The following is a 12,907-nucleotide window of genomic DNA, read 5'->3' as shown; positions in this document are numbered from 1 at the left end:
TTAACAAAATTTTTATTTATTCTTATATGAGAATTGCAAAATATGTTTTTTTGTTACTTTTACTAATTTCCATAACAATCTCTGTTTTTGTTGCTACAAAAGATGGAAGTTATATGGTAACGAAGAGTAAAGAAATTGATGTTTCTAAAGAAATAGTTTTTAATTATGTGTCAGATTCTAAAAACTGGGAAACTATAAATCCTTGGAAGGGAGAAACTACAAAGATAAAATCCGTTCAAAAAATTGATGGAGAGATTATTTTGCAAAACATTATTATAAATGAAGTACCTGCCGAACTCAAATTATCGTTTAAGGACACGTTGTCTAAAAAAACAATCGTAACTTGGACTACCAATGGGAAATTGAGTTTTAAAGATAAATTTTTAAGCATCATAAATCGTGGAACTCACAACGATTTTGGTAAAAAATTCGACAAAGGACTCACAACCTTAAATACAATTCTTACTACCGAAATTAATAGTTTTACTATAAAAGTTGATGGTTTTGTAAATCGTGATACCGTTTTTTATATACAACGAGCAGTGAGTTGTAAAGTAGAAGAATTACCTTCAAGAATTAAAAACATTTTGCCAAAACTTAATCAGTTATTAACTAGTACAAATACTGGACAAAATGGTCCTCCTTTTATTATTTATCATGCTAATGATAGTATAACAAATAAAATTACATTCTCGATTGCAATTCCAACTAAAAATAAAGTTTTTACCTCGGCCGAAAGCGATATTTACACAGGGCAAACCAATCCATTTCAGGCAGTAAAAGCTACGCTTACGGGAAATTATAATCACAAAAAAGAAGTTCTAACTAAACTATTTGACTTTATGTCAGAAAACAGATTAGAGAGAAGTGATCGCAATAAAATTTTCGAAATTATACCTATAAATAGCTTAACCGAAAAATCGGCAGCAAAATGGGTTACCGAAATTTATATTCCTGTAAGACCCAAAAAGACTACCATAAGAGTAAAACCTGTAAAGAATGACACAGTAAATACTATTATTGAAAGTAATTTTAGCAATCCTAGTAATCCTTAAGTATATATTTATTTCAACAAATATCTAATTACAGTTTCTGCAGAATGTAATCCAAAAAGTCCTGGCATATAACTATTTGTTCCATAAAATGATTTTTTGTAATTAGACCCATCGGTCATTTTTAAACTCGTTTCATCTTGTATTTCTGATGAAGAAACTACTTTTAGTTTGTCAATTTTTACAGCTTTTAGTCTTTTTCTGATTGTTTTTGCCAACATACAATTTGTAGCTTGGGTAATACAAGAAACTTTTACTTTCGAGGCTTCCATTTTTCCGCCAGCACCCATACTCGAAATTATTTTCACCCGTTTGCGTTTAGCGGCAATAATTAAATTCAGCTTTGGCGTAACGCTATCTATACAATCCAAAACATAATCGAACTCATCAGAAACAATTTCGAAAGCTCTTTCTGGCGAAAGAAATTCTTGAACTCTAGTCAGTTTCAATTCCGGATTTATATCCATCAATCTGTCTCCAACAATCGTTATTTTTGGTTGTCCAACAGTAGAATGTAAGGCTGGCAATTGTCGGTTTATGTTAGTAATATCTACCACATCTCCATCTACAATAGTCATTTTTCCTATTCCAGCACGAACTAGAAATTCGGCTGCAAATGAACCCACACCACCTAATCCTACAACTAAGATATTTGCATTTTGTAATTTATTTAAACCTTCTTTTTTAAATAAAAGCTCCGCTCTTTCTGTCCATTCTGCCATAATATGTTTATTTTTTTATTCGAAAAACCGATTGAAAATTATTTGTGACTAGTTCCTGTAATTCTGAAACTGTTATATTTTTATATTTTGCTGCTAATTTGTAAACTTCTTCTAAAGTTTCCTCCATTGTATCAGTTTCTAAGAAAAATTTATCGTTAGGAACTGATGAGAAAACTAATTCTAATTCCGGATTTCGTAACAAATATTTTCCAAACGAAAGATAAAACCCGTTATCTAAAAGCGATTTCGCCACTTGCTCATTTTTAGAAAATCCATGAATAATCATAGGAATATCGACTTGTAATCTTTTCTTAATTTCGATAATTTCCTCATAAGCCGAAACGCAATGCAAAATTACAGGTTTTTTATATTTTATGGCTAATCTTAATTGTTTTTCGAAAACTTGCGTCTGAATTTTCATCGAAATTTCAATTCTTTTGTCTAGTCCACATTCGCCAAGAGCCAAACAATTTTGCAATTGTAATTTTTCTTCAATAATTTGTAAATCGGCTTCCACCCTACTTTCATTAATATACCATGGATGAATTCCTATGGAATAAAACAGAATATTTACATCAAATTCTTGTGGATATTGATTGACAATTTCCAATACATTCGAGTTATCGGAAAATTTGTGGGTGTGTAAATTGATGAATTGCATTAGTCGTGAAACTTTTTTACACCAGCCAAAATTTCAATTTGCAAGTCGTTTTCTAGAGGAACAATTGGACAAGAATATTTATGATTATAGGCACAATAAGGATTGTAAGCTTTATTAAAATCAATCATTACCGTTTCCGATTTAGGGAAACGCATGTCGATATATCTTCCGCCAAGATAGCTTTCCTTACCACAAGTTAAATCCGAAAATGGTAAGAATAAATAATCTTTATATCCTTCTTTTTTAGATAAATCGATATTTTGATAAACGTTTAATTTCAAATTTTTTCCATCAATTGTAAAAGATAATTCTCCGTATTTCTTATATTTAGGAAGTCTTGTGGTCGATGTTTTCATCTCAAAAACTTTTTCTTTTTTTGTTCTCACAAACTTTGCTTCGACAATAAGTTTTTCATTTATTGGATAAAAATCTAAAGTTTTAAAAACCTTAAAATCATCTTCGGTAAGAGGGCTTTCGGTTTTATTAGCATATTCTTTATTCAAATTATTTTGAAAATCTTGACTCGTTTCAATTTTTTTCTCTTGAGCAGAAGAAATCAAGAAAAATAGAATAGTAATAATTGATAAATACTTTTTCATTGGAAGAATTTTATGCAAAAATAGTTTAAAAGTTGCAAAGCTACAAAGTTGCAATTTTGTAACTTTGAAAATTATACTTTCTTTTATGCTTCAAAACATTTTAAACCGCTACATTGATAATTTCAGAGGATTTTCGAGAGAGATTTGGATACTCACATTAATTACTTTCATCAATCGTGCAGGAACGATGGTTTTGCCTTTTTTATCAAAATATTTACATGAAGATTTACATTTTTCGCTTTCTCGAGTGGGAACAATTATGGTTTTCTTTGGAGCAGGTTCCATGCTTGGTTCTTGGCTTGGCGGAAAATTATCAGATAAAATGGGTTTTTATAGGATTATGCTTTTTAGTCTTTTTACTAGCGGAATATTACTCATTTGTTTGCAATATATTAAAAGCTTTGAAGGATTGTGCGTGGGAATGTTTCTAATTATGGTGGTTTCTGATATGTTTAGACCCGCAATGTTTGTTTCAATTGCGGCTTATTCTAAACCAGAAAATAGAACAAAAGCATTAACTTTAGTACGACTTGCAATCAATCTTGGTTTTGCTGCAGGACCAGCATTAGGCGGGCTAATCATTATTAGTTTAGGCTATCAGAGTTTATTTTGGATAGATGGTTTAACATGTATTTTAGCCATTTTAATTTTCTGGCTGATGGTAAAAGAAAAGAAAAAATCTACTTATTTAGACAAAAAAAATCCAGATGATGTACTCACCAAATCGGTTTTTAAAGATAGAATATATTGGATATTTTTAGCATCTACATTAATAGTAGGAATTATGTTTTTTCAGCTTTTCAATACCATTCAAATTTATCATAAAGATCAGTTTGGTCTTACTGAATTTCAAACAGGATTATTACTTACTTTCAACGGAGTTTTAGTATTTTTTATAGAAATGCCTTTGGTAAATTATATTGAAAGAAAAAAGATTGACAAGATTAAAGTAATCACATTTGGCTGTTTTCTAATGGCAATTAGCTTATTTTTATTACTAATAAATACATGGGCAGGAATTTTATTAATTATGATGTTGTTTATGACTTTTGCCGAAATGTTTTCGTTTCCTTTTTCAAACGGATTTGCAATGAGTCGTGCCCCCAAACACCAACAAGGAAGATATATCGCTATTTTTACGATGACCTATAGTTTTGCACAAATATTAAGTCCAAAAATTGGGTTTTCAATAGTTGAAAAATATAGCTACCAAGCCAACTGGTTTTTCATGGGAATCTTAGGATTAATTGGTACTCTTTTAGGAATTTGGGTTTATAGGTTGGTTCAGATGGAAAGAAAAAATTTACAACAAACTTAAAAAATAGTTAAATAACTATAAAAATAGTTGTGTAACTAAAATACTAGTTGTAAATTTGGCCTATAAAATATCGAACATGCAAAAGTTAACCAATAAAGAAGAAGAAGTAATGCACATTTTATGGAAGCTAAAAAAGGCTTTTGTAAAAGAAGTATTAGCAGAAATTATCGAAGAAAAACCGCATTACAACACACTTTCAACCATTATAAGAAATCTAGAAGAAAAAGGTTTTGTATCTTATAATGCTTATGGAAACACGCATCAATATTTTCCTCTTATAAGTATTGAAGATTACAGAAAACGTTTTATGAATACTGCAATAGACAACTATTTTGACAGTTCATACAAAAATATGGTATCGTTTTTTGCCGAAGAAAACAAAATATCTGCTGATGAGTTACGTGAAATATTAGCAATCATCGAACAAAAAAAGTAATATTATGGAAGCCATTTTTATTTACTTATTAAAAGCAAATTTACTAATTGCCATTTTTTATTTGGCCTATTATTTTTTGGTTCAAAAAGAAACATTTTTTAATAGCAACCGTTGGTTTCTATTATCGGGCTTGTTTACATCAGTTTTAATTCCATTATTTTTTATAAAAAAAGTAGTAACTATAGAAGCCCCTAAATTAGTTGCAACAAACTTATCATCAATAAAAAATACTAGTATTAATCCGGTGATTGATGAGTCAATAGATTGGTACAGTATATTGTCAATCGGTTATGTTATAATTTCAATTATTTTGATATTAAAAATAGCATCCGAATTAGTTTCATTTTTCAGATTAATAAAAAACAAAACAATAAGTGTAAACAAGCCATTTGCAATGGTTGATGTCGATGAAAATATAAATCCGTTTTCGTTCTTCAAATACATTGTTTTCAATTCAACAAAATATTCAAATTCAGAATTAGAAAATATTTTAAATCACGAAAAAGTGCATAGCAAAGAAAAACACTCGTTAGATGTTTTAATAGCAAAAATATACTGTACTATTTTTTGGTTCAATCCATTTGTTTGGTTGTACAAAAAAGCCATCATTCAAAACCTAGAATATATTGCCGACCAAAAGGCAATACAAAATATTGAAGATAAAAAAGCGTATCAAATGACGCTTTTAAAAGTAGTTACTGATCACAACTACTTGTCGATTACCAACTCATTTTATCAATCATTAATCAAAAAACGAATTGTTATGTTAAACAAAAATCAATCAAAACAGAAAAACATTTGGAAATACGCTCTCGTAATTCCAGCATTAGTAGCTTTTGTAATTTTCTTTCAAGTGGAAGTTATTGCGCAGGAAAAAATAGCACATCACAAAGACAGATCTTCAGGCACAAAACAAGTTTCAGAAATGATTTGGACGAAAGACACTCCAGATGATGAAATTAAAAATGATGTTCAGTCAATGAAAAAAATGGGGATTGATGTTATTTATTCTGACATTAAAAGAAATTCTCAAGGTGAAATTACAGCCATTAAAATTGCATTCAAAGACAAAATTGGTAAAACAGGTAGTTTACTATATTCTGGTGACACGCCAATTAGAACGATTGTCTTACGTAAAGAAACAGATGCAAATGATAATACTAAAGTTAGTTTAGGTGAATTAGCTGAGCAGGATAATTCAAATCCAGAATTATCAATTCCTGAGCCACCCACTCCACCAACTCCGCCTACACCGCCAATGCATAATTTGGAAAATATGCCTAAACCGCCTACGCCTCCTACTTTTCCTACGCCACCAAATGTAAAAGCTCCGAAAAATCCGAATGATAAAAAGGCATGGAAAAAATTTGAAGAAAAAATGCAAAAGTTTGAAGAAGCTTGGAATACAAAAGAAATAAAAGAATATGAAATTAGTATGAAGGCTTACGAAAAAGAAATGGAAGCTTATGAACCTGACATGACTGCTTTTGAAAAAGAAATGGAAATTTTTGAATCTAAAATGGAAAAATTTGGAGAAGAAATGGAAGCTTATCAAGAGAAAATTCATGAAAATCAAAAAAATTAAATTCTAAAAAAAGGAATAAAAAAGAATTAAGTGAAGTAATGGGTATTAAAATAATTTTTATTTTAATACCCATTAATATTTTAAACAAATCTGTAAATAAACTATTTTTGTAAAAAAAAATGCCAAGAATTCTCGCCATCGATTACGGACAAAAACGCACAGGAATTGCCATTACCGACGAAATGCAAATCATCGCGTCAGGACTTACTACAATTGCTTCAGAAACATCGATAGTATTTCTAAAAGACTATTTTGCTAAAGAAAAAGTAGAAAAAGTACTCATAGGCGAACCCAAACAAATGAACGGGGAACCTTCACAAAGCACAGATATTATAGAAAAATTTGTAACCAAATTCAAAAATAATTTTCCAGAAATGCCGTTAGAAAGAGTTGACGAACGTTTTACATCAAAAATGGCATTTCAAACCATGATCGACAGCGGACTCAAAAAGAAACAACGCCAAAACAAAGCATTGGTTGACGAAATTTCTGCAACAATAATGCTACAAGATTATTTAACTAGACAATAAATCCTAAATTAAAAATGGCTAGACAAAAAATAGAATCTGATATTGTTCTAATTGGTGCTGGAATTATGAGTGCCACATTGGGATTGTTACTCAAAGAATTAAATCCGAAACTAAAAATAGAAATATTCGAACGTCTAGATATTGCTGCTGCCGAAAGCTCTGACGCTTGGAACAATGCAGGAACTGGTCATGCCGCTTTTTGCGAACTAAACTACACGCCAGAACTCGAAGACGGAACTATCGAAACCCAAAAGGCTCTAAAAATATCGGAAGCATTTGAAGTTTCTCGTCAACTTTGGACATATCTTGTCGAAAAAGGGTTGCTTCAAAATCCAGAAAATTTTATCAAAAGTGTGCCACACATGAGTCTTGTTTGGGGTGACGAAAATGTCGAATATTTAAGAAAAAGATTCGAAGCTTTACAACAATTTCATCTATTTAAAACGATGGAATTCTCTGATAATATCGAAAAAATCAAAGAATGGGCACCACTTGTTATGGAAAACAGGAACAGCAAAGATAAAATTGCTGCCACATCGATGAAGTTAGGAACTGACGTAAATTTTGGAGCATTAACCAGAAGTATGTTCAAATATTTAGAATCGTTAGATGGTGTTACAATGCATTTTCATCATGATGTTTATGATCTAAAAAAGCGTGATGATGGTAGCTGGAGAATAAAAGTGAAAGATATTACAACTGGTGAAAAGAAAAAAATATACACACCATTTGTATTTATTGGAGCAGGTGGCGGTTCATTATTATTGTTAGAAAAAGCAAATATTCCTGAAGGAGAAGGCTTTGGTGGTTTTCCAGTGAGCGGACAATGGCTAAAATGTAACAATCTAGATGTGATAAAAAAACACAGTGCAAAAGTTTACGGAAAAGCATCGGTTGGCGCACCACCTATGTCGGTCCCACATATTGATACTCGAATGATTGACGGTAAAAAAGCTTTATTATTTGGACCTTATGCAGGATTTTCTACTAAATTCTTAAAAAATGGTTCTTATTTTGATTTGATAAAATCGATAGAGTTTAACAATATAAGACCAATGCTTGGTGCTGGAGCAAAAAATATTCCACTCACAAAATACCTAATAGAACAAGTAATTCAATCTTCGGACGACAGGCTAAAAGCACTACAAGAATATGTTCCATCTGCCAAGAAAGAAGATTGGGTTCTCGAAAGCGCAGGACAACGTGTTCAGGTTATTAAAAAAGACAAAGACGGTCACGGAATCCTAGAGTTTGGTACCGAAGTCGTTACAGCACATGACGGTTCATTAGCGGTTTTACTTGGTGCTTCTCCAGGCGCATCAACAGCGGTTCAAATCATGATAGATTTAATTACAAAATGTTTTCCGGAGCAAGTAAAAACAATACTTTGGCAAACCAAACTTAAGGAAATGATTCCTTCATACGGACAATCATTAAACGAAAATCCTATTTTGTGTGATCAAATTAGAGCAAAAACAAATGAAATTCTGAAATTGAAAGTTTAATTTTTATTTTGTTAAGATTTATGACAATCGTTTTAAATTATTTACTTTTGCACTTTATATAATATAATAAGAATGATTTTACCAATTGTAGGTTACGGCGACCCAGTTTTACGTAAAGTATGCGAGGAGATTACCAAAGATTACACTAATCTAGAAGAAACCATTGCAACCATGTACGAAACCATGTACAATGCTTGCGGTGTTGGATTGGCTGCGCCACAAGTTGGACTTCCTATTCGTTTGTTTATAGTAGATACCGATCCGTTTAGCGATAGCGACGATATTTCTAAAGAAGAAGCAGAAACATTAAAAGGGTTCAAAAAAACTTTTATTAATGCAAAAATGCTTAAGGAAGAAGGCGAAGAATGGAGTTTTAACGAAGGTTGTCTAAGTATTCCTGATGTTCGCGAAGACGTATACCGAAATCCAAACATCACAATCGAATATTACGACGAGAACTTTAACAAGAAAACAGAGGAATATAACGGATTGATTGCTAGAGTTATTCAGCATGAATACGATCATATTGAAGGTGTTTTATTTACCGATAAAATTTCAGTATTCAAGAAACAACTCATCAAAAAGAAATTACAAAATATCATGGAAGGCAAAGCACATCCTGATTATAGAATGAAATTAGTAACAAAAAAAAGATAGGTTTTAATAAATAATTTATTAATTTCGATTTTTACAAATTAACGATTCAACGATTAAATAATAAAAATGAATTTAGAAAAAATATTAGCGATTTCTGGAAAACCAGGATTATACTCTCTAAAAGTGCAAACAAGAACTGGTTTCGTTGCCGAATCTTTTATCGACGGAAAAAGAATAACAGTAGGTTTGCGTAGTAACGTAAGTTTATTATCGGAAGTTTCGATGTACACTACCAGTGACGAAAAACCGTTAGCTGAAGTAATGAGAAACATTGCTAAAAAAGAAAATAACGGACCAACACCAGCTTTTAAAGATGATAAAGCACAATTATCAGCTTATTTCTTAGAAGTTCTTCCAGATTACGACCAAGAAAGAGTGTACGCTTCGGATATTAAAAAAGTATTAAACTGGTACAATATTTTGCAAGCTAGAGGATTAGTTTCTTCTGAAGAATCATCTACAACTGAAGAAAAATCAGAAAAAGTAGCCGTTTCTAGCGAAGCAAAACCAGCAAAAGCTCCTAAAACAGTAGCTCCTAAAAATGCAGGAATGGCTGCTGCCAAAAAAGCACCAGCACAAAAAGCGACAAAGTCAACAAAAAAATAAATTGATTTTAACATAATTATAAGTCCTGCATTTGAGTTTCATTTGCAGGATTTGTTATTTTTACACACACGAGACCTTTAGGTCGAACTGTACGAAGTAAAATCATTATTATGAATAACCGCCAACAACAACTTGATGCTTTCAATAGATTACTCGATGTAATGGACGAATTGCGTGAAAAATGTCCTTGGGACAAGAAGCAAACGCTACAAACTTTACGTCATTTAACAATCGAAGAAACCTACGAATTAGGTGATGCCATCTTAGATAATGACTTGAATGAAGTTAAAAACGAGTTGGGGGATTTGTTGTTGCATATTGTTTTTTATGCAAAAATAGGAAGCGAAACCAACAGTTTCGACATGGGAGATGTTGCCAATGATATTTGCGAAAAATTGATACACCGTCACCCACATATTTATGGAGATGTTGTAGTGGCTGATGAAGAAGAAGTAAAACAAAATTGGGAAAAACTAAAGCTTAAAGAAGGAAAAAAATCAGTATTAGAAGGTGTTCCCAAAAGTTTGCCAGCACTAGTTAAAGCTTCTAGAATTCAAGATAAAGTAAAAGGCGTTGGTTTCGATTGGGAAGAACCACATCAGGTTTGGGACAAAGTACAAGAGGAATTACAAGAATTACAGGTTGAAGTCGAAGCTGGAAATCAAGACAAAATGGAAGCCGAATTTGGCGATGTTTTATTTTCTATGATAAATTATGCTCGCTTTTTGAACATTAACCCAGAAGATGCTTTAGAGAGAACCAACAAAAAATTTATCAAACGCTTTCAAGATATTGAAAGCAAAGCTGGAGAATTAGGTAAACCTCTTTCTGATATGACATTAGCAGAAATGGATATTTTTTGGGAAGAAGCAAAAAAATTATAACTATGAAAAAAATATTTTTACTCTTATTTTTTATTACTCAAAATTCTTTTGCACAGGATAAAGATTTTGTTTTAGGGAAAATTACAACGCTACATTCTACAGAATTAAACGAAGACAGAATCTTAAATATCTATTTACCCGAAGGATATATGTCGAACGAAAGCTATCCTGTGATTTATTTATTGGACGGTTCTGCCAACGAAGATTTCATTCATATTGTTGGTTTGGTTCAGTTTGCCAATTTTGAATGGGTAAAATTGTTGCCAAAATCTATTATTGTAGGCATAGAAAATGTAGATAGAAAAAGAGATTTTACTTATCCAACAACAGTAGAAAAAGACAAAAAAGATTATCCAACAACTGGAGGTTCGGCAAAATTCATTGCATTTATTGAAAAAGAATTACAGCCATTTATCGAAAATAAATACAAAACTACGTCTTCTAAAACCATAATTGGTCAATCATTAGGTGGTTTATTGGCAACAGAAATTTTATATAAAAAACCGACTTTGTTTTCACAATTTATTATTATCAGTCCGAGTTTATGGTGGAATAAAGAATCTTTATTAAAAGAAAAAGCTAGGTTTCTTGACAACGATTTTAATCAAAAAACAAACGTTTTTATTGGTGTTGGAAAAGAAGGTAGTGTGATGGAAAATGATGCAAAAGAGCTATTTAAAATAGTTTCGGAACGTAAATTAATGCATACAGATTTTAAATTTTTTGAAAATAAGAATCATGCTACAATTTTGCATAGTGCAGTTTATTCAGCTTTTGAAAGTTTTAATGATTAATTCTCTATAATTATGAAACCACCTTATTACGCAGTAATTTTCACCTCAGTAAAAACTGAAAATGCAGAAGGTTATAACGAAATGGCAGAACTAATGGAATCATTAGCCAAACAACAAGATGGTTTTTTAGGCATAGAATCAGCAAGTAACGAAATTGGCATTACAGTTTCTTATTGGAGAGATTTAGAATCGATAAAAAAATGGAAACAAAACACAGACCATTTAGAAGCTCAGAAAAAAGGAATAAATTCCTGGTACAAATCATACACGACAAGAATCGCGTTAGTAGAAAGAGAATATAGTTTTGAGTTATAATACTGGAATAATTATTGATACACGAATAGAATGAAATTATATTACCTCTTCGTATTTATTATTTTCTCTGCAAATACTTTTGCTCAGGAAGGTTCTTCTATTCCATCTACTGGAATCCCTAGAGTTGATATGATTATTCCGAAAAACCAAAATACTGCTCCGCAATATTCTATCTCGAAGCCATTTGAAATCACAAAATTTAAAAAACCTTCTAAAATTTATGATGCTCCGCAATTAGAAAAACCTAACAAATTTAACTCGCCAGTGAGTGATTTGAATCCTGGAAAAATGCTGGCAGATAGAATGAATAAAAGTGCTAAAGCCAAAGGTGGAGAAGAAAATAGTGATTCGAAATTATATCGAAGAGATATGTTTTTGGGTGATTTTAAGACCAAAGCTGAAGTTGTAGGAATATTTTATCGAGATTTTGGTCTAGTTGATGGTGATTTAATTAGAATTTCTGTCAATGATAAAATTGTAATTTACGAGATTTATTTAGGTGAAGATTTTAAACAACTAGATTTGAAGTTAGAAAAAGGTATTAATAAAATAGATTTTGAAGCTCTAAATCAAGGATATTCTGGTCCTAATACTGCCGAATTCAAAATATTTGATGAAAAATCAACACTAATTTCAGAAAATCAGTGGAATTTAGGTACAGGTTTTAAAGCGACAGTTATTGTGGTTAAAGAATAAAGAGTAGCACACTTTTCAGCATGCTACTCAAATAAATTATTTTTTCTTCAAAACTACTGCTCCAATTAGTGAAAATAAAATTCCTATTGGAAGAATTTCCATATATGTCAGTAAAATTATCATTACTGGACTTTTGTACCATTCCTTCATCTGATTCATTTCGGCAGTTTTTGTAGCAAGTTCCTCAGGTTTTGTGTTTTTCAAGACCATTGCACTGTATTGATCTATAAAATCTGGAAAGAAATTGTAGTAAACAATCAACCAAACGATTACATAAATTGTCGAAATTACTAACGAAATTAACAATCCAGTTACAAATCCTTTTCCAAAAGAAATGACACCATTATTAGCTTCGCGTTCCTGTTTTATTCCAAGTATTACAAAGATAAAAGCCAAAAACATACTCGCAAATCCTACAACCATACTTGGTTCGTATTCTGGATTAGCTTTCATATAAAAAGTCATGCCCAACATGACAATACTTACAACTATTCCTCCTAAAATTCCATTTTTGATGATAATGTTTTTCATATAAAAGTTTTTGGTT

The 12,907-nt window shown here is 31.2% G+C and carries 16 protein-coding genes; 12 read left to right on the top strand and 4 right to left on the bottom strand.

The window, feature by feature from the left end; genetic code table 11:
• Positions 1 to 1,055, top strand: a 1,055-nt coding sequence (locus ACH2BG_RS10360; protein ID WP_395047618.1) for a GyrI-like domain-containing protein, incomplete at its 5' end; no start/stop codon positions are given.
• 8 nt (positions 1,056 to 1,063) lie between these two features.
• Here ACH2BG_RS10360 and ACH2BG_RS10355 read toward each other — a convergent pair.
• From ACH2BG_RS10355 to ACH2BG_RS10345, 3 genes are read right to left on the bottom strand one after another with little or no spacing between them, the layout of a single operon-like run.
• Complete coding sequence (locus tag ACH2BG_RS10355) at positions 1,064 to 1,774, bottom strand: ThiF family adenylyltransferase (protein ID WP_395047617.1); 711 nt, start codon at positions 1,772 to 1,774, stop codon at positions 1,064 to 1,066.
• A 7-nt stretch (positions 1,775 to 1,781) separates the two neighbouring features.
• Positions 1,782 to 2,435, bottom strand: a complete 654-nt coding sequence (locus ACH2BG_RS10350; RefSeq protein WP_395047616.1) for a TatD family hydrolase — start codon at positions 2,433 to 2,435, stop codon at positions 1,782 to 1,784.
• Entirely contained in the window at positions 2,435 to 3,034 is a 600-nt protein-coding gene (locus tag ACH2BG_RS10345) for a DUF1684 domain-containing protein (RefSeq protein ID WP_395047615.1), read from the bottom strand. Before ACH2BG_RS10345 ends, ACH2BG_RS10350 begins: the two co-directional genes overlap by 1 nt.
• A gap of 85 nt (positions 3,035 to 3,119) precedes the next feature.
• Between ACH2BG_RS10345 and ACH2BG_RS10340 the strand changes: the two genes are divergently transcribed.
• From ACH2BG_RS10340 to ACH2BG_RS10290, 11 genes are all read left to right on the top strand, one after another.
• On the top strand, positions 3,120 to 4,352 hold the full coding sequence (locus ACH2BG_RS10340; protein WP_395047614.1) for an MDR family MFS transporter: 1,233 nt from the start codon (positions 3,120 to 3,122) through the stop codon (positions 4,350 to 4,352).
• Positions 4,353 to 4,428: 76 nt separating this feature from the next.
• Positions 4,429 to 4,788, top strand: a complete 360-nt coding sequence (locus tag ACH2BG_RS10335) for a BlaI/MecI/CopY family transcriptional regulator (protein ID WP_395047613.1) — start codon at positions 4,429 to 4,431, stop codon at positions 4,786 to 4,788.
• 4 nt (positions 4,789 to 4,792) lie between these two features.
• Positions 4,793 to 6,373 (top strand): M56 family metallopeptidase, encoded by a 1,581-nt coding sequence (locus ACH2BG_RS10330; protein WP_395047612.1) that lies wholly within the window; start codon positions 4,793 to 4,795, stop codon positions 6,371 to 6,373.
• 119 nt (positions 6,374 to 6,492) lie between these two features.
• Positions 6,493 to 6,903 (top strand): Holliday junction resolvase RuvX, encoded by a 411-nt coding sequence (ruvX, locus tag ACH2BG_RS10325; RefSeq protein ID WP_395047611.1) that lies wholly within the window; start codon positions 6,493 to 6,495, stop codon positions 6,901 to 6,903.
• Between the two features lie 14 nt (positions 6,904 to 6,917).
• Complete coding sequence (locus tag ACH2BG_RS10320; protein ID WP_395047610.1) at positions 6,918 to 8,408, top strand: malate:quinone oxidoreductase; 1,491 nt, start codon at positions 6,918 to 6,920, stop codon at positions 8,406 to 8,408.
• 72 nt (positions 8,409 to 8,480) lie between these two features.
• Positions 8,481 to 9,065 (top strand): peptide deformylase, encoded by a 585-nt coding sequence (gene def, locus ACH2BG_RS10315; RefSeq protein ID WP_395047609.1) that lies wholly within the window; start codon positions 8,481 to 8,483, stop codon positions 9,063 to 9,065.
• A gap of 66 nt (positions 9,066 to 9,131) precedes the next feature.
• The gene (locus tag ACH2BG_RS10310; RefSeq protein ID WP_395047608.1) at positions 9,132 to 9,671 is read left to right on the top strand and encodes a DUF5606 domain-containing protein; all 540 of its coding nucleotides are present in this window, start codon (positions 9,132 to 9,134) and stop codon (positions 9,669 to 9,671) included.
• Between the two features lie 110 nt (positions 9,672 to 9,781).
• Positions 9,782 to 10,555, top strand: a complete 774-nt coding sequence (gene mazG, locus ACH2BG_RS10305) for a nucleoside triphosphate pyrophosphohydrolase (RefSeq protein ID WP_395047607.1) — start codon at positions 9,782 to 9,784, stop codon at positions 10,553 to 10,555.
• 2 nt (positions 10,556 to 10,557) lie between these two features.
• Positions 10,558 to 11,349, top strand: coding sequence for an alpha/beta hydrolase (locus tag ACH2BG_RS10300; RefSeq protein WP_395047606.1), 792 nt, complete (start codon positions 10,558 to 10,560; stop codon positions 11,347 to 11,349).
• Positions 11,350 to 11,361: 12 nt separating this feature from the next.
• Positions 11,362 to 11,664 carry an antibiotic biosynthesis monooxygenase family protein gene (locus ACH2BG_RS10295; RefSeq protein ID WP_395047605.1) on the top strand — a complete coding sequence of 101 codons (303 nt, stop codon included), beginning with the start codon at positions 11,362 to 11,364 and terminating at the stop codon, positions 11,662 to 11,664.
• A gap of 30 nt (positions 11,665 to 11,694) precedes the next feature.
• Positions 11,695 to 12,360, top strand: coding sequence for a hypothetical protein (locus ACH2BG_RS10290; protein WP_395047604.1), 666 nt, complete (start codon positions 11,695 to 11,697; stop codon positions 12,358 to 12,360).
• Positions 12,361 to 12,396: 36 nt separating this feature from the next.
• Here the strand turns inward: ACH2BG_RS10290 and ACH2BG_RS10285 are convergent, their stop codons facing one another.
• Entirely contained in the window at positions 12,397 to 12,891 is a 495-nt protein-coding gene (locus tag ACH2BG_RS10285; RefSeq protein ID WP_395047603.1) for a DUF4199 domain-containing protein, read from the bottom strand.
• Positions 12,892 to 12,907: the final 16 nt, after the last annotated feature.

It is taken from the genome of Flavobacterium sp. (genome assembly GCF_043779715.1).
GTDB lineage: Bacteria > Bacteroidota > Bacteroidia > Flavobacteriales > Flavobacteriaceae > Flavobacterium.
Note: the sequence above shows the minus strand (reverse complement) of the source record. Positions and strands in the feature narration are given on the sequence as shown.

Bases quoted from the DNA above. Each gene is read 5' to 3' on its own strand.
- ACH2BG_RS10310 (WP_395047608.1), top strand. From the start codon at position 9,132: ATGAATTTAGAAAAAATATTAGCGATTTCTGGAAAACCAGGATTATAC.
- ACH2BG_RS10330 (WP_395047612.1), top strand. From the start codon at position 4,793: ATGGAAGCCATTTTTATTTACTTATTAAAAGCAAATTTACTAATTGCC.
- ACH2BG_RS10340 (WP_395047614.1), top strand. From the start codon at position 3,120: ATGCTTCAAAACATTTTAAACCGCTACATTGATAATTTCAGAGGATTT.
- mazG (WP_395047607.1), top strand. From the start codon at position 9,782: ATGAATAACCGCCAACAACAACTTGATGCTTTCAATAGATTACTCGAT.
- ACH2BG_RS10350 (WP_395047616.1), bottom strand. From the start codon at position 2,435: ATGCAATTCATCAATTTACACACCCACAAATTTTCCGATAACTCGAAT.
- ACH2BG_RS10295 (WP_395047605.1), top strand. From the start codon at position 11,362: ATGAAACCACCTTATTACGCAGTAATTTTCACCTCAGTAAAAACTGAA.
- ACH2BG_RS10345 (WP_395047615.1), bottom strand. From the start codon at position 3,034: ATGAAAAAGTATTTATCAATTATTACTATTCTATTTTTCTTGATTTCT.
- ACH2BG_RS10285 (WP_395047603.1), bottom strand. From the start codon at position 12,891: ATGAAAAACATTATCATCAAAAATGGAATTTTAGGAGGAATAGTTGTA.
- ACH2BG_RS10355 (WP_395047617.1), bottom strand. From the start codon at position 1,774: ATGGCAGAATGGACAGAAAGAGCGGAGCTTTTATTTAAAAAAGAAGGT.
- def (WP_395047609.1), top strand. From the start codon at position 8,481: ATGATTTTACCAATTGTAGGTTACGGCGACCCAGTTTTACGTAAAGTA.
- ACH2BG_RS10300 (WP_395047606.1), top strand. From the start codon at position 10,558: ATGAAAAAAATATTTTTACTCTTATTTTTTATTACTCAAAATTCTTTT.
- ACH2BG_RS10320 (WP_395047610.1), top strand. From the start codon at position 6,918: ATGGCTAGACAAAAAATAGAATCTGATATTGTTCTAATTGGTGCTGGA.
- ruvX (WP_395047611.1), top strand. From the start codon at position 6,493: ATGCCAAGAATTCTCGCCATCGATTACGGACAAAAACGCACAGGAATT.
- ACH2BG_RS10290 (WP_395047604.1), top strand. From the start codon at position 11,695: ATGAAATTATATTACCTCTTCGTATTTATTATTTTCTCTGCAAATACT.
- ACH2BG_RS10335 (WP_395047613.1), top strand. From the start codon at position 4,429: ATGCAAAAGTTAACCAATAAAGAAGAAGAAGTAATGCACATTTTATGG.